Below are 24,448 nucleotides of genomic sequence, written 5' to 3'. Positions count from 1 at the left end.
AGCACCGGACGTTCGCCGATGTACTGGCCTCTGACCAACCGAAGTTGATGAGAAGTGCTCCTTAGAAAGGAGGTGATCCAGCCGCACCTTCCGGTACGGCTACCTTGTTACGACTTCGTCCCAATCGCCAGTCCCACCTTCGACAGCTCCCTCCCCGAGGGGTTGGGCCACCGGCTTCGGGTGTTACCGACTTTCGTGACGTGACGGGCGGTGTGTACAAGGCCCGGGAACGTATTCACCGCAGCAATGCTGATCTGCGATTACTAGCGACTCCGACTTCATGGGGTCGAGTTGCAGACCCCAATCCGAACTGAGACCGGCTTTTTGAGATTCGCTCCACCTCACGGTATCGCAGCTCATTGTACCGGCCATTGTAGCACGTGTGCAGCCCAAGACATAAGGGGCATGATGACTTGACGTCGTCCCCACCTTCCTCCGAGTTGACCCCGGCGGTCTCCCGTGAGTCCCCAGCACCACAAGGGCCTGCTGGCAACACGGGACAAGGGTTGCGCTCGTTGCGGGACTTAACCCAACATCTCACGACACGAGCTGACGACAGCCATGCACCACCTGTACACCGACCACAAGGGGGCACCCATCTCTGGATGTTTCCGGTGTATGTCAAGCCTTGGTAAGGTTCTTCGCGTTGCGTCGAATTAAGCCACATGCTCCGCCGCTTGTGCGGGCCCCCGTCAATTCCTTTGAGTTTTAGCCTTGCGGCCGTACTCCCCAGGCGGGGCACTTAATGCGTTAGCTGCGGCACCGACGACGTGGAATGTCGCCAACACCTAGTGCCCACCGTTTACGGCGTGGACTACCAGGGTATCTAATCCTGTTCGCTCCCCACGCTTTCGCTCCTCAGCGTCAGTAATGGCCCAGAGATCCGCCTTCGCCACCGGTGTTCCTCCTGATATCTGCGCATTTCACCGCTACACCAGGAATTCCGATCTCCCCTACCACACTCTAGCCTGCCCGTATCGACTGCAGACCCGGAGTTAAGCCCCGGGCTTTCACAATCGACGCGACAAGCCGCCTACGAGCTCTTTACGCCCAATAATTCCGGACAACGCTTGCGCCCTACGTATTACCGCGGCTGCTGGCACGTAGTTAGCCGGCGCTTCTTCTGCAGGTACCGTCACTTTCGCTTCTTCCCTGCTGAAAGAGGTTTACAACCCGAAGGCCGTCATCCCTCACGCGGCGTCGCTGCATCAGGCTTTCGCCCATTGTGCAATATTCCCCACTGCTGCCTCCCGTAGGAGTCTGGGCCGTGTCTCAGTCCCAGTGTGGCCGGTCGCCCTCTCAGGCCGGCTACCCGTCGTCGCCTTGGTGAGCCGTTACCTCACCAACAAGCTGATAGGCCGCGGGCTCATCCTGCACCGCCGGAGCTTTCCAACCTCCCAGATGCCCGGGAGGCTCGTATCCGGTATTAGACCCCGTTTCCAGGGCTTGTCCCAGAGTGCAGGGCAGATTGCCCACGTGTTACTCACCCGTTCGCCACTAATCCACCCCGAAGGGCTTCATCGTTCGACTTGCATGTGTTAAGCACGCCGCCAGCGTTCGTCCTGAGCCAGGATCAAACTCTCCGTGAATGTTTACCGGATATCCGGTCGAACACCACGAGAGCGGAACCAGGAAGAGGAATAATCCCCCCGGTCCACAGCGTCCTCGCTGTGTTATTTCAAAGGAACCTCGCCCCGATCAGAATGACCGGAGACGGGGTATCAACATATCTGGCGTTGACTTTTGGCACGCTGTTGAGTTCTCAAGGAACGGACGCTTCCTTCGTACTCACCCTCTCGGGCTTTCCTCCGGGCGCTTCCCTTCGGTGTTTCCGACTCTATCAGACCATTTCGCGATCCGATTCCCGGCCGGCGGGGATTCGCCTTGGGCTCCGGCTTTTCGCCTTGCGCCTTTCGACATTCACTACGTTAGCCGATTCCCGCTGCAACTCATAATCGAGTTCGCGAGTTCGAATTCAGGCATGCGGGCATGCCGAAATCGCCCTTTGCAGGGAATCACATGAGTAGTGGGGTGACCGCTTCCGGCTGCTGGCTGACGCCGTACCCGGTTCAAGCGGCTCGGGCTACATTACGCATCCCCCTGGGACGCGTCAACTTCGCCGGCGTCGAGGTGTGTGGGCCCGATAGGGGCTCACTGTCGGGTCGTTGGCGATCCAGAAGCGCCACGGGTGGACGGCGCCGTCGCCGGCGACACCGGTGCGCGGACCGCTGCGTACCTGGTCGGAGGGCACCGCAGTGCCGGTGAGGGCCCGCAACGGTGTCTCTCCCCCGGCGCACGCGTCCGTGCCGTCCAGGCTCCGGTCCACGCCCAGGGCGGTGGCCAGACGTGCCGGGCCTTTGGCCAGTTCCTTGTCGTTGCGGGCCGAGAGTCGACGGGTGCGGGCGAGCTCCGCTCCGTCGGTGATCTCACCGGCCCGCAGCAGGACACCGCTCGCCCGGCCCGGCGGACCGCATACCAGGTTCATGCAGAACCACATGCCGTAGGTAACCCACTGAACATGTACGTCGTTACATCATCATCGGCAAGGCGACGACAGGCAGGAGAGACAGGCAGTGCGAGCGATCATCTACGCCAGGCTCAGCCCGACCCCGAGGGGCGAGGAGTCCAAGGGTGGGAACCTGACGCAACAGGTCGAACTGAGCCAGGCGCTGTGCGACCGGAACGGCTGGACGGTTGTCGAGGTCATCACGGAGAAGGACTCTTCGGCGTCGAAGTTCCGCGTCGTTGAGGGCCGCAAGGTGTCGGCTCGCGGTGAAGGCTGGAGGCGGGTGGTCGAGCTGGTTCGTACGGGTACGGCTGATGTCGTCGTAGCCAGGCACTACGACCGCCTCTACCGCACGACCCGGGACCTGGTCGAGCTGGTGGACCTGGCCGAGGAGACCGGCGTTCATCTGGCCGCCGCGCAGGCTCAGGGCGTCCTGGACTTGGCGACTCCTTCGGGTCGTCTGGCTGCTCGCATCGGCGCTGCCGTAGCCGAGAACGAGACCGAGATGCGAGTAGAGCGTCAGGTGCTCGGTCATCAGCGCCGCAGGGAGTCGGGCAGGCCCTTCTGGAGCACTCGCCCCTTCGGCTTCGAGCGCGACGGCACGCATCGCGAGGAGGAGGCGGAAGCCCTGCGGCAGGCGTACCGGGATGTCCTGGCCGGTGTCTCCCTGTGGTCCATCGCGAAGGTCTGGAACGCTCGCGAGCTGCTCTCGCCGCACGGCAAGGAGTGGCGTAGCTCGAACCTCCGGGGCGTCCTCTTGAAGCCGAGGAACGCGGGCATCCAGACGTACTCCCAGTGGGTCGAGAAGCCGGATGGGAGACGTGTACGGGTGACCGAGGAGATCGGCACAGGCAACTGGGAGCCGATCGTCTCCGAGGGCATGTTCCGAGCCCTGGTGCGCTACCTGAGCGACCCTGAGCGCAACACGGGCGGCGGAGGGAAGCGCAAGGCTCTGTTGTCCGGCGTGGTCCGCTGCTCGAAGTGTCAGGCCGTCGTGACGCAGGGATGGAGCCGGAAGGACGCGGCAGGCGAGCGGTATCGCATCTACACGTGTTCGGGTGGCCGTTGCATCACATGCCCAGCAGACCCGCTTGACTCCTACGTGGTCCGGCAGGTCATCTCCCGGGCCGCGGAGTGGAACCAGGCTCCGGCCGCTGATGCCGCAGACGAGGAGCGCGAGGCCGAGCTACTGGCTGAGGAGGTGGCCACATCCGAGAGACGTACCGCCCTGGCGGAGATGTTCGCCGTAGGGGACATCGATGCATCGACCATGCGTGCAGGCATCGGCAGGTGTGATGCCGACCTGGGGAAGATCCGGACCGAGCTGGCCGACCTGGCGACGAAGCGGGTGCGGGTAGATCTGGGGGACGTCGAGTATCTGTGGGAGGAGTTGGATTATGAAGACCCCGACCGGATCGACTACGTGCGAACGGTGGTCATGCAGGTCTGCGAGCGGGTGGAGCTCCTGCCGAGGGGGCGAGGAGTCCGAGGGTTCAAGTCGGATCACTGCCGGATCACTTTCCGGAACCCGTGAGCGATGCGTGACAGCCGAGCGGACGATAGCCAACGACAGGGGCGCCCTACGAGGCGCCCCATCGCGTCATCACTGCAAGTGGACGACCGTTCCCTCGACGGGCGGCGCGGCGGTTGACGTGGGGTGCGTGAGCCACATAAACCGGAGCCGGCACAAGGGCTTCCGGCGCATCTGTACGTCGTTCGCGATGGTGGTCCGGGAGGAGTAGCCGACGGGCCTGCACGGTATTGGCACAGGAAAGCCTCGTGGGCCTTGGGTCAGGAGGGCGAAACCGGCCGGATTCGAACCGGCGTCCTCGCGATTTTGGAGACCGCGCGCGACGACCTCTGCGCTACGGCTCCGCCCGGCCCGACAGCCTAGTCCAGACATGACAACAGCCCCCTGCTCGCGCGGGGGCCTGCCTGTGCGGTGTGCGCCTATCTCAGGCGCTCTCGTCCAAGTGGCGGTACAACGTGGCGCGGGAGATCCCCAGTGCCTTAGCAATGGTGCTCACGCTCTCGCCCTTGGCCTTCCTGGCGCGGGCCACAGTAAGCACGTCCTCACTGACGACGGACGGCCGTCCGCCGGTACGCCCCTGCGCTTGGCTTGCTCCTGCCAGCCCCATCCGGGGCCGCATTGTCATTGGCTACTGCGACCGTGGCGGCCGGTAGGCCGCCCCTTCCGCTCCGTCCTTTGTCGCTGTCCCGCCCGCCCTAAAGAAGTCGTTGCTCTTGGTGGGCGGGTGCCGGGCATCATGGTCGTCATGAGGGGCCGTACACGAGAGAGTGAGTGCAGCAGGTGCCTGAAGGCGGACAGCCGGCTTTGACGGAGCTCTGGCAGCAGAGATGGCCCGACTGCCTCCCGGTTGGGTACAAGCTCCGTGACCCGTATCGAGATGTCTGGGTCCGCTTTCACAGCCTGCCGGAGTCAAAGCGGTACGCAGTGGACGAGAGCGAGTACGCCGTCGTTCTGGAGCGTTACAACACCGTCCTCGACGAGTTGTTCGCCGGCACAGAGGTGTACGTGGTCACTCCCTTCTGGGCGACCGAACCCGAGGTCCCGCTGCTCGAACCAGACGCAGGCTATTGGCAGAGCCTGCTGGTGGAGGACGATCCAGAGCCAGAGTTCCGCACGTACTGTCACCTCTTCGCCGCCCGGTTGCCTTGGCAACACGGCTGCATCGACAGGCTGCTCCGAGACACTGCCCACGACAAGGTGGCAGGGGTCCTCGTCACCGACAGCCTGATGCAGCGCATCTACCACCCCCTACGACGGTGGCGCCGACGTCTTCCTCACCACGCCCGAGGAACGGGACCGAATGCGCGATCGGCATACCGACTGGCTCTCCAGCCATCCGTCAGGTCTCTGACCGGCAGTTCACCCCGTCCACCCACGCTGCACTGTCGTTGAGCGCTGCAACCATGGCGGCCGGGGCGCTGCCGCTCCCCTACTTCCCTTGCTGTTAATCCAAGCTGCTCTCCTCAGTCGGCCCCTTGGGGGCCGCACTGCACTGGAGGCTAAATAGATAAGAAAGGATGCGAACGTTTCCGCAGGTCAAAGGCTATGCCGATGCACGCCAGACGTGCTCTGGCTACACGCCTGGCGTGTAGTCACCGGTCCTGATGCAGACGGCAGGGGGCTGGCGCACCCTTGCCCTTCCGGAACAGGTAAGGCAGAAGCAGGAGGCAGGCGGCCCCGGACCGGGGCGACACAAGGCCCAGCGCCTTGGCGCGGGCTACCGCGTTGCGCGTGCTCTGTTCGGACAGCGGTTTGCCGTCCTTGCCCACCAGTACGGCCAACCGGCCGGGACCGAAGCCTGCGTGTCCGTGCCGGTCGGCCCATCCGATGGCTGCAAAGTGAACGCGGTAGGTGAGCGGGTGTCTGGGGTCCTGCGTCAAGCGCCGGAACTCGTGCTGGGAGACAGCGCCCCACGGGCGGTCATGGCCGAAGCTGATAGCCACCGGGAGTGGCTCCTTCCTGTGAGGCGCACACGGGTGCGCCAGTGACCCCCGCCGGATGGCGGGACATGTGCCTCCCTTTCTTCGCGGGGGTGGACCGGCCATGGCTGGCACGGTCTCTTCACAGGTGACGCCCAAGGCTTTGTGCTTGGACTCGGTCTCGTGCAGTCGGGAGCGACGGCGGCGACCTGGCCGAGTGACCTTATACGAAGGGGGGAGGCCCTCGTTAGGGAGCCCTCCCGTGTGGTGCAGCCCTGTTCGGCCGTCCGACTATGTACACCTTCGCTGCTCGTCGTTGTGCACAGTGACCGAGATCCTGGCGGTGCGGACGAACGCACCAAGGGGTCATCCACCCACCTCTCCGGCCCGGGTCGGCGCACGTCGACAGTCACCCGACCGGCCAGGAACGCGTCACTCGCCACGCTCGCGAGCGGTCACGCCTCTTCGGACCTCAACTCCGCGCCGACCCACCGGCGAGCCGCGAGCGAGGCGTACAGCGGCTCAGGCTCCGGCGTGCGGCTTGGCTCTCGGGCTCAGTCGGTACGCCGAGACCGTTGGATCACCGGCGAGGTAGAAGCGGTGCTGCCAGTCGTGGGCTTTGCTCACGCCTACCCGAGGACCAACCCGGATGAGTGCGGCGGGTACTGGCTCGCCCTCGGACAGCGCGACCGAGGCGCCTGTCAGCAGGTCTGTGCCGTTGTGCTCTGCCGTGATGCCGAGCGCTTGACAGAAGTTCCCCGGACCCCGCGCGAGACGTGGACTTTCGACCTTGCCCCCTCGCCGCTCGCGGGCCAGCTCTTCCCCTTCGATGACCCTGCCTGCCCGGATGAGGACAGCTGTAGCGATGCCGTCTGCCCCGGTGACAATGTTGGCGCACCAGTGGAGTCCGTGAGACCGGTAGACGTACAGGTGTCCCGCGGGTCCGAACATGACGGCGTTTCGAGGCGTCCTGCCTCGGTAGGCGTGGGAGGCGGGATCGGCCGAACCGGAGTACGCCTCGGTCTCCGTGATCGTGATGCTCACGGTTCCCTCGGGGGTCTCGTGGGTGAGGATGGCACCGAGCAGCTTGGGGGCGACTTCTTCAGCCGGGTGAGCAAGATCCATGACGTTCATGCTGACCGCCTTGACATGCCGTAGGTGAAGTAGACGTACACGTGTCCGGGCGGACCGAACATCACTTCGTTGCGGGCGGTGCGCCCCCGATATGCGTGGGAGCCGGGGTCGTTCGAGCCGTCGTAGGCCTCCACCTCCGTCAGGCGCAGTTCGATCGGTCCGTCAGGGGTGCTGCGGACGATGAGGCGCCCCACAAGGTCGGGGGCGACCTCCAGCACAGGCCGGTCGAAGAACTCTCTGGGGAGGGGCGTACGGTCTGGGGTCGCGATCACGCCGTACGAGGGTAGTCCAGACGTGTGCGTGTCACGGGCTGGTCAAGAGTGCTCCCCCTTGGAAGGGTGAGGTCACGGAACCGGCTCCGGGCCGGATCGCGTATCTAGAGATCAAGGATCCCCGGACGGGAGGACGTGCGGCCCCTCGGGGACCACGCGACCGGGACGGGGCGACGGAGACAGGCGTTGCCTGGGAGGGATGATTCATGGGGTTCAAGCGGCTGCTCGCGAGCATGGGAGCCGGCGGGGCTTCGGTCGAGACGGTGCTCACGGAGACCAATGTCGTACCGGGCGGCGTCGTCCAGGGCGAGGTACGGATCCAGGGCGGGTCCGTGAATCAGGCGATCGAGGGCCTGAACGTCGGTCTGCAGGCCAGGGTCGAGGTCGAGGGGCACGACGACACGGAGTACAAGCAGGACATCGAGTTCACCAAGGTGCGGCTCGGCGGCGCCTTCGAGCTCCAGGCGGGGGCCGTGCACGCGGTGCCGTTCGGGCTCGAGATCCCGTGGGAGACGCCGATCACCATGATCGACGGTCAGGCGCTGCGTGGCATGCACATCGGTGTGACGACAGAGCTGGAGATCGCGCGGGCCCTGGACTCCGGTGACCTGGACCCGATCAACGTGCACCCGCTGCCGGCGCAGAAGGCCATCCTGGACGCCTTCATCCAGCTGGGCTTCCGCTTCAAGAACGCCGACATGGAGCGCGGTCACATCCGCGGTACGCGTCAGCGCCTGCCGTTCTACCAGGAGATCGAGTTCTTTCCGCCGTCGCAGTACCGCGGTCTGAACCAGGTGGAGCTGAGCTTCGTCGCGGACGAGCACGCGATGGACGTCATCATGGAGATGGACAAGAAGCCGGGCCTCTTCAGTGAGGGCAGCGACTCCTTCCGCTCCTTCCAGGTCGGTCTGCACGATTTCCACGCCACGGACTGGACCGCCTACCTGCACCAGTGGCTGGCCGAGGTCGGAAGCAAGCGCAGCTGGTTCTAGGCTCTGCACTGGAATCGGTTGATCCACTGACTTGGAGGTGCCGAGGTGACCGAGGCCAAGAGGCGGCCGCTGCCGCATGACTTCCATCCGCCCGTGCCGGCGTTCACGGTGACGAGCGAGGACGTCGAGCCGGGTGCGACGCTCAACGACGCTCAGGTCCAGGCGGCCGGGAACACCTCGCCGCAACTGCGCTGGGAGGGCTTCCCGCCGGAGACCAAGAGCTTCGCCGTGACCTGCTACGACCCCGATGCCCCGACGGGGAGCGGGTTCTGGCACTGGGTCCTGTTCGACATCCCCGTCTCGGTGACCGAGCTGCCCACGGCTGCCGGCAGCGGGAAGTTCGAGGGACTGCCCGAGGGTGCCGTCCACGCACGCAACGACTACGGGACGAAGGACTTCGGCGGTGCCGCGCCGCCGCCCGGGGACGGCCCGCACCGGTATGTGTTCACGGTGTACGCCGTCGACCAGGAGAAGCTCGGTCCGGATTCGGACGCCTCTCCCGCCGTGGTCGGCTTCAATCTGCGATTCCACACGCTGGCGCGCGCCCACCTCATCGGTGAGTACGAGAATCCGGCTGCCGGCTGACGTGCGAATCGAACTCTGACGTTCATTGAACGTTTGCCCGCCCCCGGTCATGGAAGTGATCGGAGGCGGGCATTTTTTATTGCGTTGTCCATCTCGGCGCGCCCGTACAGAGTTGATCCAAGCCCGCCAAGGGGTGGGCGGATGCACACGGGAGGTGGGCTGGATGCGTGACACGCTGGTTCTGAACGCGAGCTTCGAGCCGCTGTCGACGGTGACGCTGAATCGAGCCGTCGTTCTGGTGCTGCAGGCCAAGGCCGTCGTCGAGCAGGCCCACCCCGAACTCCGCATGCGCGGGGCCGACGTGGACATACCTGCGCCCCGCGTCATCAGGCTCTGCAGATACGTAAGGGTGCCGTTTCGAAGACAAGCTCCGTGGTCGAGGCGGGGTGTTCTGGTGCGGGACCGGCACCGGTGCGCGTACTGCGGCCGGAGGGCGACGACCGTGGACCATGTGGTGCCGCGGTCGCAGGGTGGTGCGGACAGCTGGCTCAACACCGTGGCCTCGTGCGCCGAGGACAACCACCGCAAGGCGAACCGTACGCCGGAGGAGGCCGGGATGCCCCTGCTGCGGCAGCCGTTCGAGCCGACACCGGCGGACGCCATGCTGCTGGCGCTGGGGCAGGACGACTTCAAGGCGCTGCCGGAGTGGCTGGCGCAGCCGGCTCCGGCTGCCTAGGTGGTGTCCGGCGGCCCTTCGCAGGCCGTCCGGCACATGGGTGAGCAGACATGAGAGGGGCCCGCCTCCAAGGAGGCGGGCCCCTCTGCGTGCCCTGTGGGCACCACGTCAGTCGATCGACGGCTTCTCGCGGCGGTCCGAGCCGTTGTTGCCGGTGGAGCCCGAGCCACCCGAACCGCCGACCATCGGGCCGAAGTTGCCGATGGCGCCGGACAGCCCCTTCAACGCGTCGCCGATCTCGCTCGGGACGATCCAGAGCTTGTTGGCGTCGCCCTCCGCGATCTTCGGAAGCATCTGGAGGTACTGGTACGAGAGCAGCTTCTGGTCGGGGTCGCCGGCATGGATGGACTCGAAGACCGTGCGGATCGCCTGGGCCTCGCCCTCGGCCCGCAGTGCCGCGGCCTTGGCCTCACCCTCGGCGCGCAGGATCTGGGACTGCTTCTCGCCCTCGGCGGTGAGGATGGCGGCCTGCCGCGTACCTTCGGCGGTGAGGATCGCCGCGCGCTTGTCACGGTCGGCGCGCATCTGCTTCTCCATCGAGTCCTGGATGGAGGTCGGGGGCTCGATGGCCTTCAGCTCGACACGGTTGACGCGGATGCCCCACTTGCCCGTGGCCTCGTCCAGGACGCCGCGCAGGGCCGCGTTGATCTCCTCGCGGGAGGTCAGGGTGCGCTCCAGGTCCATGCCACCGATGATGTTGCGGAGCGTCGTGACGGTGAGCTGCTCGATGGCCTGGATGTAGCTGGCGACCTCGTAGGTGGCGGCGCGTGCGTCGGTCACCTGGTAGTAGATGACGGTGTCGATGTTCACGACCAGGTTGTCCTGGGTGATCACCGGCTGCGGGGGGAACGGCACGACCTGCTCGCGCAGGTCGATGCGGTTGCGGATGGAGTCGATGAACGGGACCACGATGTTCAGGCCGGCGTTCAGCGTCCGGGTGTAGCGGCCGAAGCGTTCGACGATGGCCGCGCTCGCCTGTGGGATGACCTGGATCGTCTTGATCAGGGCGATGAAGACCAACACCACCAGAATGATCAGGACGATGATGATCGGTTCCATCGTGATTCCCCGTACCCCTTCTTCGCGTCGACGCCCCGTCTTCTCCGCCTCGGCGCCCTGTGGAAGATCTTATGGTTGTTGAAGATCTTGCTGGTCGAGTCTGACAGACCCTCGCCCGACTCGTGTGCCGTTCCGTTCAGTTGAGTCCCCCGAGGTCACAACACGATGGCCGTGGCGCCCTCGATGTCCACGACGTCCACTTCCTGGCCTACTTCATAGGCGAGTTCGGAGTTGAGGGCGCGCGCGGACCAGACCTCGCCGGCGAGCTTGATCCTGCCGCCGGAACCGTCGACCCGTTCCAGCACGATCGCCTGTTTGCCCTTCAACGCCTCGACTCCGGTGGCGAGTTGCGGGCGCTGCGAGCGATGCCTCGCGGCGATGGGCCGGACGACGGCGATGAGTGCGACCGAGACGACGGCGAAGACCACGACCTGCATCACGGCGTCGCCGCCGAGACCACCGACCACGGCGGCCGCGACGGCTCCCACCGCGAGCATTCCGAGCTCCGGCATCGCGGTGATCACGAGCCCGATACCGAGTCCCGCCGCGCCGATCAGCCACCACACCCACGCGTCGATGTTCACATGGTCATGGTAGGCCGGGGGCCCGGTCGCGCACAGGGCGCAGAAGGGGTGGGACCAGGCTCCTCGCGGGGTTTCGGAGCGTCAGGAAAGGGGCAGGCCCTGGGCCGTCCAGCGTTCGCCGACCTGCTCGACGACGAGCGGGAGGCCGAAGCACAGGGAGAGGTTGCGCGAGGTCAGCTCGAGCTCCAGCGGGCCGGCGGCGAGCACCTTGCCCTGGCGGATCATCAGAACGTGGGTGAAGCCGGGGGCGATCTCCTCCACGTGGTGCGTGACCATGATCATGGAGGGCGCGATCGGGTCACGGGCCAGGCGGCCGAGACGGCGTACGAGGTCCTCGCGGCCGCCGAGGTCGAGCCCGGCGGCGGGCTCGTCGAGGAGCAGCAGCTCGGGGTCGGTCATCAGGGCCCGGGCGATGAGGGTGCGCTTGCGCTCGCCCTCGGACAGCGTGCCGAACTTCCGGTCGTGGTACTCGCTCATGCCGAGGCGGTCGAGGAAGGCGCGGGCCCGCTGCTCGTCGACCTCGTCGTACTCCTCCTGCCAGCCGGCCGTCATGCCGTAGGCGGCGGTGAGCACGGTCTGCAGAACGGTCTGGCGCTTGGGGAGCTTCTCCGTCATGGCGACGCCGGCGACACCGATGCGCGGGCGGAGCTCGAAGACGTCGGTGCCGGGCCTGCCCAGGGTCTCGCCGAGGATGGTGGCGGTTCCCTTGCTGGGGTAGAGGTAGCTCGAGGCGACGTTCAGGAGGGTCGTCTTGCCGGCGCCGTTCGGGCCGAGAATGACCCAGCGCTCACCCTCCTTGACCGACCAGGAGACCTGGTCCACCAGAGCGCGGCCCTCACGGACCACGGATACGTCCTCCAGCTCCAGAACATCGCTCATGAGCGCGTTGTCTCCCCTTGCATTTCGGCCGGTGTCGGCTCTCGCGTACGCCTGTGGGCGTGGACCGCCACGCCAGTGGGCGCAGCCCCCCAAGAAATCTACGCCACCTGCCGCCCGGACCATTCCATAGGTCGGGTCCTTAGGGTGGGGGCATGCTCTCGGAACCACGCTCAGGACGACTGACCGCTTGGGGAAATGCCCTTTTGGCCGGACTTGTGTCACCGGACGACGCCGCCACGGCCATCGTCGAGGACGATGCCTCGCACCGGGTCGAGGGACTGCCGGGTGAGCCGGGCCCCGTCGGCCTCACGTTCGCACTGGGGCGTCTGCGGGCGCTCGGGGCGTCCGGACTGCGCGTCGCGCTGCCCGCGCCGGGGCACCCGCTGGGCCTGAGCGGCCCGCCGGAGTTCAACGCCCGCGCGCTGGAGGCCGAGGAGGCGGTGCTCTGCCACGGCGCCGCGTTCGGCCTGGTGCCGGAGATCCACCGGTCCGGACCGGACGGTGACGTCCATGTCGAGGTGCTCTGGCACTGCCTGCCGATGCGGGAGGCACCGCCCGCCGATGTGCCGTCGCTCGGCGAGGCGGAGCGGGAGCTGGCGGAAGCGCTGCGGGAGGCGACGGATGTGCTGTCGCGGCTGGACGTGGCCGGATCGGGGCCGGTGGCGGAGGCGGCGATCGACGCTTACCGGGCGCGGGCCGAGCGCGGCGGGCAGATCCTCGCGCCGGGGTATCCACCGCGTGCGGTGCGGGTGCTGGAGCTCGCCCGGCGGGTGGGGCTGCTGATCTCGGTGGCGTACGAGAACGGGCACGGGGGCGCGGTGACCGCCTCCGAGATGGCGGCCAGGACCGATGCTCTCCGTCCGGTGGAGCGGACTGCCCGGCGCGCGCAGGTGGCCGCGTACAACGCCGTCGTGGAGCAGCGCGAGATGCGGTGAGCGGGGGGCCCGGCGTTTCCCGGCCCTCCGAGGCGGGCCCGTCGTGTTTCCCGGCCCGCCGTCCGAGCCGTCCACATCACCGCGGCACACATACGACCGGCCTCCCGGGCAGTCCCGGGAGGCCGGCGCCGAGGGGACCCCTCGTAGACATCAGTGGTTGATGCCCAGGTTGCCGAAGGCCGGGTTCAGGAGGCCGATCACGTTCACGCTGTTGCCGACCGCGTTCACGGGGATGTGGATCGGAGCCTGGATGACGTTGCCCGAGACGACACCCGGGGAGCTCTTGGCCTTGCCGTGGGCGTGCGCCCCGTCGGTGGCGGAGGCCAGACCGGCACTGGCGGCGACCAGGCCACCGGCCACCATCGTGACGGCAACGGCCTTCTTCAGGTTCTTCACTGTCTGAGCCCTCTCCTTACGGTCACTGCGGCAGGCGCCGCAGCACGCCTTGGAGAACGGCGGAGATCCACCGAGGTTGCGCCGTCCGGGGGACGTACACCCGACGGTATGAAGATCTGGTCAGCCGTTTACACCATGGCGCACCGCCCAGAGCGCCGCCTGGGTGCGGTCCGCGAGGTCGAGCTTCATCAAAATGTTCGAGACGTGGGTCTTCACCGTCTTCTCCGAGAGCACCAGCGCACGGGCGATCTCCCGGTTCGACCGGCCGTCCGCGATCAGCCCCAGCACCTCCCGCTCGCGTTCGGTCAGCGAACCTGTCCTTCCCTGGCCCGAATGGCTCTCCTCCTGGGACAGCAGAGCACCCGCGACCTCCGGTTGCAGCAGGATGTGGCCCGCGTGCACCGAGCGGATGGCTCCGGCGAGCGCGTCGGGGTCCACGTCCTTGTAGACGTATCCGGCTGCGCCCGCGCGCAGGGCGGGTACGACCGTGCGCTGCTCGGTGAAGCTGGTGACGATGAGCACACGCGCGGGGTTGTCGAGCTCGCGGAGCCTGCGCAGCGCGTCGATGCCGTCGACGCCCGGCATCTTGACGTCCATCAGGACGACGTCCGGCTTCAGCTCCTGTGCGCGGGCCACGCCCTCGGCGCCGTCGGACGCCTCTCCGACGACCTCGATGTCGTCCTGCACCTCGAGGAAGGTGCGCAGCCCCCGGCGGACCACCTGGTGGTCGTCGACGAGCAGCACCTTGATTGCGTCAGCCACCAGGGACCTCCATCTCGATCGTGGTGCCCTTCCCGGGCGCCGATTCCACGGTCAGCCTTCCTCCCACGCCGCCCGCCCGGTCCCGCATGGAGACCAGTCCGAGGTGGCGTCCCGCGCGTCGGACCGCGGTGGGCTCGAACCCGTCGCCGTCGTCCGTGACCCTCAGCACGGCGCCGGGACCGCACTTCTCCAGCGTCACGTCGACCCGCCGGGCACCGGAGTGCCGCAGGGCGTTATGCAGCGCCTCCTGGGACACGCGCAGCAGCGCCTCCTCCTGGGCGGCCGGCAGGGCCCGGACACCGCGGCCGGTGAAGGTCACGCGCGCGGTGTGGGCGCGGTCCAGTACCTGTATCTGGGTACGCAGGGTGGCGACCAGGCCGTCCTCGTCCAGGGCGGCGGGGCGCAGTTCGACGACCGCGGCGCGCAGTTCGTCGGCGGCCTCCGCAGCGAGCACGGCCACCTGCTGGAGCTCACCCTTGGCCCGGCCGGGGTCGCGGTCGATCAGGGCGGCCGCCGCCTGGGCGGTGAGCCGCAGGGAGAAGAGCTTCTGGCTGACCGCGTCGTGCAGCTCGTGGGCCAGCCGGGAGCGCTCCTCGGCGATGGTCAGCTCCCTGCTGCGCTCATACAGACGTGCGTTGGTCAGGGCGATCGCCGCGTGCTGGGCGAGGATCGAGAGCAGTTCCTCGTCGTCCTCGGTGAATCCGCAGCCGCCCTCCGGCTTCGGGCACCTCTTGTTGGCGAGGAAGAGCGCGCCGATGACCTCGTCGCCGTCACGGATGGGCAGGCCGAGGAAGTCGGACATCTCGGGGTGGGCGCTGGGCCACCCCTCGAAGCGGGGGTCACGGCGGACGTCCGCGAGCCGCTCGGGCTTCGCCTCGTGCAGCATCGCCGCGAGGATGCCGTGCTGGCGCGGGAGCGGGCCGATGGCCTTCCACTGCTCGTCGGTGACGCCGTCCACCACGAACTGGGCGAAGCCCCCGTGATCGTCCGGGACGCCGAGCGCCGCGTACTCCGCGTCGAGCAGCTCACGGGCCGAGGCGACGATCGTCTTCAGGACGTCGCGCACCTCGAGGTGCCTGCTCATGGCCAACAGCGCGGAGCTCACCGCGTACAGGCCCGACCTGGGTCCATGGCTCATGACCTCACCGTACCCGTGGGGTGTGACCGTGCGTATCCGACCTGTGCGGGCCCCGGCTGGTCCGATGGGCCTAGGGCGAAGGGCCCCCGGTCGTTGCGGCCCGCGTCCGAGGCGGCCGGGGAGGTGCCGTTCCTACGTTGAGTCCACCGCCGACCACCGGCGGTCGGGCACAGAGGGGACGGTAGTCATGCCGGTTGCGATCATCACGGGGGCTTCGAAAGGGCTCGGCAGGGAGCTCGGCACGGCATTGGCGGAGCGCGGCTGGGACCTGGTGCTGAACGCGAGGACCGAGTCGGTGCTCGCACAGACGGCCAAGGACCTGGCGTCCTACGGAACGCGGGTGGAGGCCCTGCCCGGGGATGTGACGGACGCCGCGCACCGGGCCGCTCTGGTGGCGGCGGCCCGCGCGCTGGGCGGCGTCGATCTGCTGGTGAGCAACGCGAGCGCGCTGGGCGCGGAGCCGCTGGTGCGACTGGAGGATCTGGCCCCGGACGGGCTGCGGCGGGCGCTGGAGGTGAACGTGGTCGCCGCGCTGGGCCTCGTCCAGGAGGCGCTGCCGCTGCTGCGGGCGTCGAGCACCGGGGCGGTGATCGCCGTCAGTTCCGACGCGGCGGCCGAGGCGTACGAGACATGGGGCGGTTACGGGGCGTCGAAGGCGGCACTGGACCATCTGGCGGCGGTGCTCGCCGTGGAGGAACCGGACCTGTGGGTGTGGGCGGTTGATCCGGGGGACATGGCCACCGACCTCTATACGGCGGCCGTACCGGACGACGACGATCCGCGTCCGGCGCCGCAGTCCGTGGTGCCCGCCTTCCTGCGGCTGCTGGACGAGCGGCCGGCGAGCGGCCGCTACGGTGCCCCCTCGCTGCTGGAGGGGCGGTGAAGGCGGCGACGGGGGTGCCCGCGGCCGAACGCGTCCGCGCCTTCGGGAAGGTCCCCGGGGAGCTGTCCGCGCGGGTACCGGCCGAGCAGCGCGGGCCGGGACTGGACCGGGACTGCGTGCGACTGCTGGTCTCGCACGGCACGGAGGTGACGCATCACGGGTTCACGGAGCTGCCGCTGCTCCTGCGGGCCGGGGACCTGCTCGTCGTCAACACCTCCCCCACGCTGGCGGCCGCGGTGGACGGGCGGGTCGGGGACGCGCCGGTGGTGGTGCACTTCTCCACGCGCGGGGACGACGGGCGGTGGGCCGTGGAACTGCGGGACCCGGACGAGCGGGGCACCACACGCGCCCGGGCCGGCGGGCCCGCGGGAACCGAGGTGCGGCTGCCGGGCGGCGTGCGGCTCGTGCTCCGGGAGCCGCTGTCCGGCCGGAGCGAGAGGCTGTGGTGGGCCGCCCCGTCCGGAGGCGACCCGGTGGAGGTGCTGAGCCGCCACGGGCGCCCCATCCGGTACTCGTACACCGAGCGGGACCAGCCGCTGTCCGCGTACCAGACGGTGTTCGCCCTCCCGTCGGCCGAGGGCACGGGCAGCGCGGAGATGCCGAGTGCGGCGCGGCCCTTCACCTCGCGGATGGTGGCGGAGCTGGTGAGCCGGGGGGTGCAGTTCGCACCGATCACGCTGCACACGGGAGTGGCGTCGGCGGAGGCGCACGAGCCGCCGTACCCGGAGCGCTTCGCGGTGCCGGAGGCGTCGGCGCGGTTGATCAACGCCGTGCACGCGGATCGGGGAGGGCGCGAGGGGCCTGCCCCGAAAGGCGGGTGCGGGCGGGTGATAGCGATCGGCACCACGGCCGTACGGGCCGTGGAGTCGGCCGTCGACAGCGACGGTGCCGTACGGGCGCGGGAGGGCTGGACCGATCTGGTCGTGACACCCGAGCGCGGGGTGCGGGTGGTCGACGGTCTGCTGACCGGGCTCCACGAGCCGGAGGCGTCCCATCTGCTGATGCTCGAGGCCGTGGCCGGACGGGCGGCCGTCGACCGTGCCTACGCGGCGGCGCTCGCCGGGCGGTACCTGTGGCACGAGTTCGGTGACACCCACCTCATACTGCCCTCGAATTCGCATCACGCTACGAATTGCTAGAGCAACTATCGGTGAAGAAGGGCCACGCTCCATGTGAGGACGCACATAGGGCCCACGTCACATACGAAGGGGCATAGGACACCAACGGGTCCCTTTTGAACGGGGAAGACGGGGCGATCTGTCCCGTTTTGCCCTTCCTGTGCGCACTATCAGGGATAGTAAGTCACACCTTTGCCTAGGCATTTTGCGGCCGCTAAGAATTGCTTCCGTCGCTCGGCGCTGCGGGCACTTACCCGCGGCGCTTGTGCTGGAAACATCCGATTCCACCGGCACCAGAGCGACCTCCGCGCAACTCGAAGAGGTCACTCACACATGCCCCAGATCACCAACATTCGTAGTCGTGCCCGATCGCTGACCAAGACGCAGAAGCTGTCCGCCGCCTGCTGCGCCGGCCTGGGTGTCGCCACCCTCGCGATCACCGCCACGCCCAGCGAGGCGCAGACCACGACTCACGAGGCTGCGGCCGTCGCCTCGGCTCCGGTGAACATCGGTAACCAGCCGGTCAAGAACATCAAGGTCAACGTCACCGACCAGAAGGCCGCCTCCATGCTGAAGGCGGAGGCCATAGCGGCGAAGAAGCAGGCCGCCGACCAGGCCGCCAAGAAGCTGAGCGCCGAGAAGGCCGCTCAGCAGCGCGGCGCCGAGCAGGCCGCGAGCCGCTCCGCCGAGCGCGCGCCGGTCCGGCAGTCGGCCCCGAGGTCGTACAACAACAACCTCGACGGCTGGATCCGCCAGTCGCTCGACATCATGGCCCAGAAGGGCATCCCCGGCTCGTACAACGGTCTGTACCGCAACATCATGCGGGAGTCCTCGGGCAACCCGATGGCCATCAACAACTGGGACATCAACGCCCGCAACGGCATCCCGTCCAAGGGTCTGCTCCAGGTGATCGACCCGACCTTCCGCAGCTACCACGTGTCCGGCACGTCGTGGAACATCTACGACCCGGTCGCGAACATCACGGCGGCCTGCAACTACGCGGCGCACCGCTACGGCTCGATGGACAACGTCAACAGCGCGTACTGAGGCCTGCGCGGACCTCTTCTCGCTGAGCAGAAGAAAGGGCGGCACCCCCTGACGGGTGCCGCCCTTCCGCATGCTCCTGGAGCGTGTGCTCCACAAGCGACTACTTCCGCATGACCTCGGGCTCGTGCCGGCGCAGGAAGCGGGCCACGAGGATGCCGCAGATCACACCGATGGCGATCAGGGCGGCCATGTCCATGCTCCAGGCCCCTGCCGTGTGGTTCCACAGCGGGTCCGTGTTCGTCGGGTCGTCCGTGTTCGGGGCGATGTTGTTGAAGTCCAGCGTCGCTCCCGCGGCGCCCACCGCCCAGCGGGACGGCATCAGATACGAGACCTGGTTCACACCGACCGCGCCGTTCAGGGTGAACAGACAGCCCGTGAAGACCACCTGGATGATGGCGAACATCACCAGCAGCGGCATCGTCTTCTCCGCGGTCTTCACCAGCGCGGAGATGACCAGGCCGAACATCATCGACGTGAAGCCCAGCGCCATGACCGGCAGGCACAGCTCGAACAGCGTGGAGCCGCCGAGGACGACGCCCTCCTCGGGGATCTCGCGGCTGGAGAAGCCGATCAGGCCGACCATGAGGCCCTGCAGCACGGTGACCGCGCCGAGGACGAACACCTTCGACATCAGATACGCGGAGCGGGACAGGCCGGTGGCGCGTTCCCGCTCGTAGATGACCCGTTCCTTGATCAGCTCGCGGACGGAGTTGGCGGCGCCCGCGAAGCACGCGCCGACCGCGAGGATCAGCAGGACCGTGGTGGCCGTGCCGTTCGGGACGGGCACGCCGGTCTTCGGGCTGACCGGGTTGACCAGCAGGCCCTTGTCGCTGTCGATGAGCAGGCTGACCGCGCCGAGCACCGCCGGCAGGATCACCGTGAGCGCCAGGAAGCCCTTGTCCGAGGCGATGACCGAGACGTACCGCCGCACCAGGGTGCCGAGCTGGGAGAACCAGCCCTGCGGCTTGGGCGGCTTGATCGCCTGCGGCGGCGGCATGTGCACCGACTGCGGGGCGACGGCGTCGATGTCCGCGGCGTACATCTGGTAGTGCTGCGAGCCCTTCCAGCGGCCCGCCCAGTCGTAGTCGCGGTAGTTCTCGAAGGCGGAGAACACATCGGCCCAGGTCTCGTAGCCGAAGAAGTTCAGCGCCTCCTCCGGCGGCCCGAAGTAGGCGACCGCGCCGCCCGGCGCCATCACCAGGAGCTTGTCGCACAGCGCCAGCTCTGCCACCGAGTGCGTGACGACGAGCACGGTGCGGCCGTCGTCGGCCAGCCCGCGCAGCAGCTGCATCACGTCACGGTCCATGCCCGGGTCGAGGCCCGAGGTCGGCTCGTCCAGGAAGATCAGCGACGGTTTGGTGAGCAGTTCGAGGGCCACCGAGACGCGCTTGCGCTGCCCACCGGAGAGGGAGGTGACCTTCTTCTCCTTGTGGACGTCGAGCTTCAGCTCGCGCAGCACCTCGTCGATGCGCGCCTCCCGCTCGGCCCCGGTGGTGTCGGCCGGGAAGCGCAGCTTGGCCGCGTACTTGAGCGCCTTCTTGACCGACAGCTCCTTGTGCAGGATGTCGTCCTGCGGGACCAGCCCGATGCGCTGGCGGAGCTCGGCGAACTGCTTGTACAGGTTCCGGTTGTCGTAGAGGACGTCGCCCTGGTTGGCGGGCCGGTAACCGGTGAGCGCCTTCAGCAGCGTCGACTTGCCGGAGCCGGACGGGCCGATGACCGCGATCAGCGACTTCTCCGGCACACCGAAGGAGACGTCCTTCAGGATCTGCTTGCCGCCGTCGACGGTGACGGTCAGGTGGCGGGCGGAGAAGGAGACCTCACCGGTGTCGACGAACTCCTCGAGCCGGTCGCCGACCAGACGGAACGTCGAGTGGCCGACGCCGACGATGTCGTTCGGGCCGAGCAGTGCCGAACTGCCCTTGCCGATCGGCATGCCGTTGACGAACGTGCCGTTGTGCGAGCCCAGGTCGCGGATCTCGAAACGACCGTCGGGCATGGCGTGGAACTCGGCGTGATGACGCGAGACCTGGAGGTCGGAGACGACCAGTTCGTTCTCCAGCGCACGGCCGATGCGCATCACACGGCCCAGGGCGAGCTGGTGGAACGTGGTCGGGCTGCGGTCGCCGTAGACCGGTGGCGCCCCCGCGCCACCACCGGGGCCCTGCTGCTGCGGAATCTGCGCGGCGGCCTGCTGCGGCGTCTGCTGTGCCCAGCCGGCGCCCCCGGCCTGCGCCGCATGCGGCTGCTGCTGGGCCTGCGGGGTGGTGACGGCGGCCGCCGCACCGGACAGGTTCAGCCGCGGTCCGTCGGTCGCGTTGCCCAGATACAGCGACGAGCCCGGACCGATCTCCTGCTGGTGCACCCGCCGGCCCTGCACGAACGTGCCGTTGGTGCTGCCGTGGTCCTCGATGACCCAACTGCGCCCGTCCCAGCCGATCGTGGCGTGGCGCCAGGAAACCCTGGCGTCCTCGAGCACGATGTCCCCCTGCGGATCGCGTCCGAGGGTGTATCGCCTGGACGCGTCGAGCGTCCAGGTGCGTCCGTTCAATTCGAGTACGAGTTCAGGCACTCCATGCCCCACTGAGTTGTCCCCCGAGTTGCCCCCATCACAGGGAGTCTAGGGATGTCGAACATCGTGGGGAACTATTTCAGGCTCAGCCCTCCGACCGAAAGTCGGACCTTGCGACGAGCTGTCCACACCCTTGCGGACATGTCCCGTTGACGGCGGTCGGACCGGCCCGGAGAGTGGTAATCCCCCCGCGAGGAGGGGGCATCCGCGGGGACGCCGCGGCGCGGACCGGGGGGCCTGCATGAGCATCGACACCGCGGAGAACGACCGGCGGGTGCCGTGGACGGACGTACTGCTGTCCGCGATCGCCTCCGTGAGCTGGGCGCTGATCGGCATGGCGGGAACCGCGGCACTAGGTCTGCATCTGCTGCAGGCCGATGCGGCGGGCTCGCTCGGCCCGATGACCGCGGCCGTGGTGGCACTGGGCGCGAACGGGTCGGTCAAGCCGTCCGGTGACGTGTCCGCGTTCGGCCTCAAGGGGGCCGAGGCGACCACCGCCATGGACATCACGCCCCTGGGTGTGGGGCTGGTGGGCGCACTGCTGCTGTGCTGGTTCTTCCTGCGCTCCCTGCGCACGGCCGGAGTTGTGGTCTCACCGGCCGAACTCCTCGCCCGGGCGGGCACGGTGGTCGTGCTCTTCGTGGCGATGCTGGGCGGTCTCGCCTGGGCGGGCCACGATGTCATCACCATCGACGGGGACGCGCTCGGACTGGACCGACTGCCCGGCACGGGCGGTGGCAAAGGCGTCGACATCCCCGGGCTCGGCGACATCGGGGGCCTGCTGCCGAGCCGGATCGGCGACCTCGTCGAGGCGAAGGCCGCGGTCGGCTTCACCGTCGACACGGTGCCCACTTTGCTCGGGGGTGCGGCATGGGCCGCAGGCGTCCTCGTGATCGCCCTGCTCGCCTCCCGGCGCACCCCGCTGCCCCGCGGCTGGGAGTGGGCGCACCGTATGGTGCGTCCGGCCGTGTCCGCGCTGGTGACCGTGGTGCTCGTGGCGGTGGTCGCCGGCCTCGCGGCGGCGGCGTACGCGGCGATCGGCGACGACCATCCGGGGCGGATCGCGGGAGCCGCACTGCTGGGCGCGCCCAACGGGGTGTGGCTGGGCGTCCCGGTCGGCCTGTTCGTACCGTGGGACGGCAGGGCCACGGGCGAGCTGGCGAAGCTGCTGCCCGACCCGCTGGACCGGCTGCTGACCGTGCGCACGGACCAGCCGGTCACCCTGGGTCGCCTGGCCGAACTGGACGGCAAGGTATGGCTGCTCGCCCTCGCCGCGGCTCTCATGATGCTCTTCGCGGGCGTGCTGACCGCAGTGCGTACGCCGCTCGTACGAGCCGGTGATGCCGCGGCCGTACCGGGCCGGGCTCCGTCCGTCGCAGGCGGCCACGGTCCCCTCGGCCTCGCAGCACGCTGCGCACTTCGGCTCGGCGTCGTGACGGCCCTGGCACTGCCGCTGCTGGCGTGGCTGACGGATGTGTCGGTGGACGCCTCGCTGTCCGTGTTCGGATTCGACGCGTTCGGCGCCGGCATCGAGTTGCACGGGCATCTCGGCATGGCCCTGCTGCTGGGTGCGGTCTGGGGCGCCGCAGCCGGAGCGGCGGGAGCGCTGCTCGCGTACGCCGCGGGGGCCGCGGGCAGGCGGGCGGCGCCCCTGGCGCGGGCCGCCGCGGGACGAGCGGCGACCACGCCCCCGCTCTTCCCGACGGTGCCGCACGGCGCGGGGCCCTACGTACCCGGCAGGCCGCATCGCCCGCCCAACCCCGACACCAATCCCTATCTGCGGCTGCCCGAGGAACTGCGTGAGCCGCAGGACGCGCGGCCCCCGGCGGGCGCGCCGTCGTCCGCTACCGGGGACGTGTACGGCGCCCCCACGGTGGCCCGGCCGATCGAACCGCCGCCCAGGCGCCCGCCGCCTCGTCCCCGGCGGACACGTTCGTCCTCGGACGACGGTCCGCCCCCGCCACCTCCACCGCACCCGCCCGGGGGACCGAAAGGACGCAGCTGACCCGACCGGCGGCACGCCCGTGCCCGGCCGCCGTGTCGCCCCTGCGGACCTCCGCGCGCCCGTCTCCGCCGCTCAAGACGTATGTCATCCGCCCGCCATGCACTGTTCCCCGTCCGCTGGTCGGACCGGAAACGCGGAAGGCACCGGGTGACGGATACGGTGGGAAGCACCATGAGCCCTTCGCAGACCTCCGATGCCCCCACGCTCCTTGTCAAGATCTTCGGCAAGGACCGGCCGGGCCTGACCGCAGGCTTGTTCGACACTCTGGCCGCCTACAGCGTCGACGTCGTGGACATCGAGCAGGTGGTCACCCGGGGCCGGATGGTGCTGTGCGCACTCGTGACCGTGCCCCCGTCCGGGCTCGAGGGTGATCTGCGGGCGACCGTCCACAGCTGGGCGGAGTCCGTGAAGATGCAGGCGGAGATCATCTCCGGTATCGGCGACAACCGTCCGCGGGGCCTCGGACGCTCCCTGGTCACTGTGCTCGGCCACCCGCTCACCGCGGAGTCGACGGCGGCCATCGCCGCCCGGATCGCCGCGACAGGCGGCAACATCGACCGTATCTTCCGGCTCGCCAAGTACCCGGTGACGGCAGTCGAGTTCGCCGTGTCCGGCGTGGAGACCGAGCCGCTGCGCACCGCGCTCGTGACCGACGCCGCCGCGCTCGGCGTCGACATCGCGGTCGTCGCGGCGGGTCTGCACCGTCGCGCTCAGCGTCTGGTCGTCATGGACGTGGACTCGACGCTCATCCAGGACGAGGTCATCGAGCTGTTCGCGGCGCACGCCGGCTGTGAGGCGGAGGTCGCCGAGGTGACGGCGGCCGCCATGCGTGGCGAACTGGACTTCGAGCAGTCGCTGCACGCGCGCGTGGCGCTGCTCAAGGGGCTGGACGCGTCGGTGGTCGACAAGGTCCGCGCCGAGATCCGGCTCACTCCGGGCGCGCGCACCCTGATCCGTACGCTGAAGCGGCTCGGCTTCCAGGTGGGGGTCGTCTCGGGCGGGTTCACCCAGGTCACGGACGATCTGAAGGAGCGGCTCGGGCTCGACTTCGCGCAGGCCAACACACTGGAGATCGTCGACGGGCGGCTGACCGGCAAGGTCGTCGGCGACATCGTGGACCGGGCGGGCAAGGCACGGTTGCTGCGCCGGTTCGCCGCCGAAGCGGGTGTACCGCTGGCGCAGACCGTGGCGATCGGTGACGGGGCCAACGACCTCGACATGCTGAACGCGGCCGGTCTGGGCGTCGCCTTCAACGCCAAGCCCGTCGTGCGGCAGGCCGCGCACACCGCGGTGAACTTCCCCTTCCTGGACACCGTCCTCTATCTGCTGGGCGTCACCCGCGAAGAGGTGGAGGCGGCGGACACGCAGGACGACCGTCACTGACCGCGCGCCTCACCGGCAGGTACCGCTACGTCGGCGGTGGCGCCGGAACCCGCATGGATGCCGGGGCCACCG

General features: G+C 68.5%; 21 protein-coding genes, 1 tRNA gene, 1 rRNA gene and 2 pseudogenes. 11 read left to right on the top strand and 14 right to left on the bottom strand.

Features of this window, described 5'->3' with window-relative positions; genetic code table 11:
* Nucleotides 1–65 precede the first annotated feature (65 nt).
* Together RCR19_RS28855 and RCR19_RS28850 are read right to left on the bottom strand one after the other, a co-directional pair.
* Nucleotides 66–1,589, bottom strand: a 16S ribosomal RNA gene (locus tag RCR19_RS28855).
* 521 nt (nt 1,590–2,110) lie between these two features.
* Nucleotides 2,111–2,524 (bottom strand): annotated as a pseudogene (locus RCR19_RS28850) (DNA-3-methyladenine glycosylase); the annotation flags it as partial.
* Between the two features lie 49 nt (nt 2,525–2,573).
* Between RCR19_RS28850 and RCR19_RS28845 the strand changes: the two are divergent.
* Nucleotides 2,574–4,040 (top strand): recombinase family protein, encoded by a 1,467-nt coding sequence (locus RCR19_RS28845; RefSeq protein ID WP_331267779.1) that lies wholly within the window; start codon nt 2,574–2,576, stop codon nt 4,038–4,040.
* Between the two features lie 266 nt (nt 4,041–4,306).
* Here RCR19_RS28845 and RCR19_RS28840 read toward each other — a convergent pair.
* Nucleotides 4,307–4,381: transfer RNA gene (locus tag RCR19_RS28840), tRNA-Trp, on the bottom strand.
* 80 nt (nt 4,382–4,461) lie between these two features.
* Complete coding sequence (locus tag RCR19_RS28835; protein ID WP_331267778.1) at nt 4,462–4,644, bottom strand: helix-turn-helix domain-containing protein; 183 nt, start codon at nt 4,642–4,644, stop codon at nt 4,462–4,464.
* Nucleotides 4,645–4,841: 197 nt separating this feature from the next.
* On the opposite strand from RCR19_RS28835, the gene RCR19_RS28830 reads away from it, so the two are divergent.
* Nucleotides 4,842–5,429 (top strand): hypothetical protein, encoded by a 588-nt coding sequence (locus RCR19_RS28830; protein WP_331267777.1) that lies wholly within the window; start codon nt 4,842–4,844, stop codon nt 5,427–5,429.
* 200 nt (nt 5,430–5,629) lie between these two features.
* On the opposite strand, the gene RCR19_RS28825 is transcribed toward RCR19_RS28830, so the two are convergent.
* From RCR19_RS28825 to RCR19_RS28815, 3 genes and pseudogenes are all read right to left on the bottom strand, one after another.
* Complete coding sequence (locus tag RCR19_RS28825) at nt 5,630–5,980, bottom strand: hypothetical protein (protein WP_331267776.1); 351 nt, start codon at nt 5,978–5,980, stop codon at nt 5,630–5,632.
* A gap of 498 nt (nt 5,981–6,478) precedes the next feature.
* Nucleotides 6,479–7,090, bottom strand: a complete 612-nt coding sequence (locus RCR19_RS28820; protein WP_331267775.1) for a DNA-3-methyladenine glycosylase — start codon at nt 7,088–7,090, stop codon at nt 6,479–6,481.
* A 14-nt stretch (nt 7,091–7,104) separates the two neighbouring features.
* Nucleotides 7,105–7,362, bottom strand: a pseudogene (locus RCR19_RS28815) (DNA-3-methyladenine glycosylase); the annotation flags it as partial.
* 206 nt (nt 7,363–7,568) lie between these two features.
* On the opposite strand from RCR19_RS28815, the gene RCR19_RS28810 reads away from it, so the two are divergent.
* The 3 genes from RCR19_RS28810 (at nt 7,569) to RCR19_RS28800 (ending at nt 9,615) form a co-directional block, all read left to right on the top strand.
* Nucleotides 7,569–8,354, top strand: coding sequence for a sporulation protein (locus RCR19_RS28810; RefSeq protein WP_059128658.1), 786 nt, complete (start codon nt 7,569–7,571; stop codon nt 8,352–8,354).
* Nucleotides 8,355–8,399: 45 nt separating this feature from the next.
* On the top strand, nt 8,400–8,939 hold the full coding sequence (locus RCR19_RS28805; RefSeq protein ID WP_059128659.1) for a YbhB/YbcL family Raf kinase inhibitor-like protein: 540 nt from the start codon (nt 8,400–8,402) through the stop codon (nt 8,937–8,939).
* 163 nt (nt 8,940–9,102) lie between these two features.
* A complete protein-coding gene (locus RCR19_RS28800; protein ID WP_331267774.1) occupies nt 9,103–9,615 on the top strand; it encodes an HNH endonuclease in 513 nt (170 codons plus the stop codon).
* A 108-nt stretch (nt 9,616–9,723) separates the two neighbouring features.
* On the opposite strand, the gene RCR19_RS28795 is transcribed toward RCR19_RS28800, so the two are convergent.
* The 3 genes from RCR19_RS28795 to RCR19_RS28785 all read right to left on the bottom strand — a co-directional run bounded on the left by RCR19_RS28795 (nt 9,724) and on the right by RCR19_RS28785 (nt 12,137).
* Nucleotides 9,724–10,674, bottom strand: coding sequence for an SPFH domain-containing protein (locus RCR19_RS28795; RefSeq protein WP_331267773.1), 951 nt, complete (start codon nt 10,672–10,674; stop codon nt 9,724–9,726).
* A 155-nt stretch (nt 10,675–10,829) separates the two neighbouring features.
* Nucleotides 10,830–11,258, bottom strand: coding sequence for an NfeD family protein (locus tag RCR19_RS28790; protein ID WP_331267772.1), 429 nt, complete (start codon nt 11,256–11,258; stop codon nt 10,830–10,832).
* Nucleotides 11,259–11,339: 81 nt separating this feature from the next.
* Nucleotides 11,340–12,137 carry an ABC transporter ATP-binding protein gene (locus tag RCR19_RS28785; RefSeq protein ID WP_059128662.1) on the bottom strand — a complete coding sequence of 266 codons (798 nt, stop codon included), beginning with the start codon at nt 12,135–12,137 and terminating at the stop codon, nt 11,340–11,342.
* A 152-nt stretch (nt 12,138–12,289) separates the two neighbouring features.
* On the opposite strand from RCR19_RS28785, the gene RCR19_RS28780 reads away from it, so the two are divergent.
* On the top strand, nt 12,290–13,072 hold the full coding sequence (locus tag RCR19_RS28780) for a hypothetical protein (RefSeq protein WP_331267771.1): 783 nt from the start codon (nt 12,290–12,292) through the stop codon (nt 13,070–13,072).
* Between the two features lie 150 nt (nt 13,073–13,222).
* Here the strand turns inward: RCR19_RS28780 and chpE are convergent, their stop codons facing one another.
* The 3 genes from chpE to RCR19_RS28765 form a co-directional block, all read right to left on the bottom strand.
* Nucleotides 13,223–13,468, bottom strand: coding sequence for a chaplin ChpE (gene chpE, locus RCR19_RS28775; RefSeq protein ID WP_331267770.1), 246 nt, complete (start codon nt 13,466–13,468; stop codon nt 13,223–13,225).
* 120 nt (nt 13,469–13,588) lie between these two features.
* Nucleotides 13,589–14,230 (bottom strand): response regulator transcription factor, encoded by a 642-nt coding sequence (locus RCR19_RS28770; RefSeq protein ID WP_059128665.1) that lies wholly within the window; start codon nt 14,228–14,230, stop codon nt 13,589–13,591.
* On the bottom strand, nt 14,223–15,368 hold the full coding sequence (locus tag RCR19_RS28765) for a GAF domain-containing sensor histidine kinase (RefSeq protein ID WP_331267769.1): 1,146 nt from the start codon (nt 15,366–15,368) through the stop codon (nt 14,223–14,225). Before RCR19_RS28765 ends, RCR19_RS28770 begins: the two co-directional genes overlap by 8 nt.
* Nucleotides 15,369–15,555: 187 nt before the next feature.
* Between RCR19_RS28765 and RCR19_RS28760 the strand changes: the two genes are divergently transcribed.
* The 3 genes from RCR19_RS28760 (at nt 15,556) to RCR19_RS28750 (ending at nt 18,416) form a co-directional block, all read left to right on the top strand.
* A complete protein-coding gene (locus tag RCR19_RS28760; RefSeq protein WP_331267768.1) occupies nt 15,556–16,251 on the top strand; it encodes an SDR family oxidoreductase in 696 nt (231 codons plus the stop codon).
* Nucleotides 16,248–17,390: an S-adenosylmethionine:tRNA ribosyltransferase-isomerase gene (locus tag RCR19_RS28755; protein WP_331267767.1), complete on the top strand. Its 1,143-nt coding sequence runs from the start codon at nt 16,248–16,250 to the stop codon at nt 17,388–17,390. Before RCR19_RS28760 ends, RCR19_RS28755 begins: the two co-directional genes overlap by 4 nt.
* 312 nt (nt 17,391–17,702) lie before the next feature.
* Nucleotides 17,703–18,416, top strand: a complete 714-nt coding sequence (locus RCR19_RS28750; RefSeq protein WP_331267766.1) for a transglycosylase SLT domain-containing protein — start codon at nt 17,703–17,705, stop codon at nt 18,414–18,416.
* 100 nt (nt 18,417–18,516) lie between these two features.
* Here RCR19_RS28750 and RCR19_RS28745 read toward each other — a convergent pair whose 3' ends face one another.
* Nucleotides 18,517–20,988 carry an FHA domain-containing protein gene (locus tag RCR19_RS28745; RefSeq protein WP_331267765.1) on the bottom strand — a complete coding sequence of 824 codons (2,472 nt, stop codon included), beginning with the start codon at nt 20,986–20,988 and terminating at the stop codon, nt 18,517–18,519.
* A 241-nt stretch (nt 20,989–21,229) separates the two neighbouring features.
* Here RCR19_RS28745 and RCR19_RS28740 point away from each other — a divergent pair, with 241 nt between their 5' ends.
* Together RCR19_RS28740 and serB are read left to right on the top strand one after the other, a co-directional pair.
* On the top strand, nt 21,230–22,993 hold the full coding sequence (locus RCR19_RS28740; RefSeq protein WP_331267764.1) for a streptophobe family protein: 1,764 nt from the start codon (nt 21,230–21,232) through the stop codon (nt 22,991–22,993).
* 171 nt (nt 22,994–23,164) lie between these two features.
* Complete coding sequence (gene serB, locus RCR19_RS28735) at nt 23,165–24,376, top strand: phosphoserine phosphatase SerB (protein ID WP_331267763.1); 1,212 nt, start codon at nt 23,165–23,167, stop codon at nt 24,374–24,376.
* The last annotated feature ends 72 nt before the right edge of the window (nt 24,377–24,448 follow it).

Origin of the sequence: Streptomyces sp. WAC07094 (assembly GCF_036320405.1) — a bacterium.
In the GTDB taxonomy this organism is placed as follows: Bacteria; Actinomycetota; Actinomycetes; order Streptomycetales; family Streptomycetaceae; genus Streptomyces; species Streptomyces lannensis.
This window is presented reverse-complemented; position numbering and strand designations above follow the sequence as displayed.

What these genes read in the sequence shown, in the direction of transcription:
- RCR19_RS28835 (WP_331267778.1), bottom strand. Translation starts at nt 4,644, where the DNA reads ATGGGGCTGGCAGGAGCAAGCCAAGCGCAGGGGCGTACCGGCGGACGG.
- RCR19_RS28820 (WP_331267775.1), bottom strand. Translation starts at nt 7,090, where the DNA reads ATGAACGTCATGGATCTTGCTCACCCGGCTGAAGAAGTCGCCCCCAAG.
- RCR19_RS28810 (WP_059128658.1), top strand. Translation starts at nt 7,569, where the DNA reads ATGGGGTTCAAGCGGCTGCTCGCGAGCATGGGAGCCGGCGGGGCTTCG.
- RCR19_RS28800 (WP_331267774.1), top strand. Translation starts at nt 9,103, where the DNA reads ATGCGTGACACGCTGGTTCTGAACGCGAGCTTCGAGCCGCTGTCGACG.
- RCR19_RS28795 (WP_331267773.1), bottom strand. Translation starts at nt 10,674, where the DNA reads ATGGAACCGATCATCATCGTCCTGATCATTCTGGTGGTGTTGGTCTTC.
- RCR19_RS28785 (WP_059128662.1), bottom strand. Translation starts at nt 12,137, where the DNA reads ATGAGCGATGTTCTGGAGCTGGAGGACGTATCCGTGGTCCGTGAGGGC.
- RCR19_RS28780 (WP_331267771.1), top strand. Translation starts at nt 12,290, where the DNA reads ATGCTCTCGGAACCACGCTCAGGACGACTGACCGCTTGGGGAAATGCC.
- RCR19_RS28765 (WP_331267769.1), bottom strand. Translation starts at nt 15,368, where the DNA reads ATGAGCCATGGACCCAGGTCGGGCCTGTACGCGGTGAGCTCCGCGCTG.
- RCR19_RS28760 (WP_331267768.1), top strand. Translation starts at nt 15,556, where the DNA reads ATGCCGGTTGCGATCATCACGGGGGCTTCGAAAGGGCTCGGCAGGGAG.
- RCR19_RS28750 (WP_331267766.1), top strand. Translation starts at nt 17,703, where the DNA reads ATGCCCCAGATCACCAACATTCGTAGTCGTGCCCGATCGCTGACCAAG.
- RCR19_RS28740 (WP_331267764.1), top strand. Translation starts at nt 21,230, where the DNA reads ATGAGCATCGACACCGCGGAGAACGACCGGCGGGTGCCGTGGACGGAC.
- serB (WP_331267763.1), top strand. Translation starts at nt 23,165, where the DNA reads ATGAGCCCTTCGCAGACCTCCGATGCCCCCACGCTCCTTGTCAAGATC.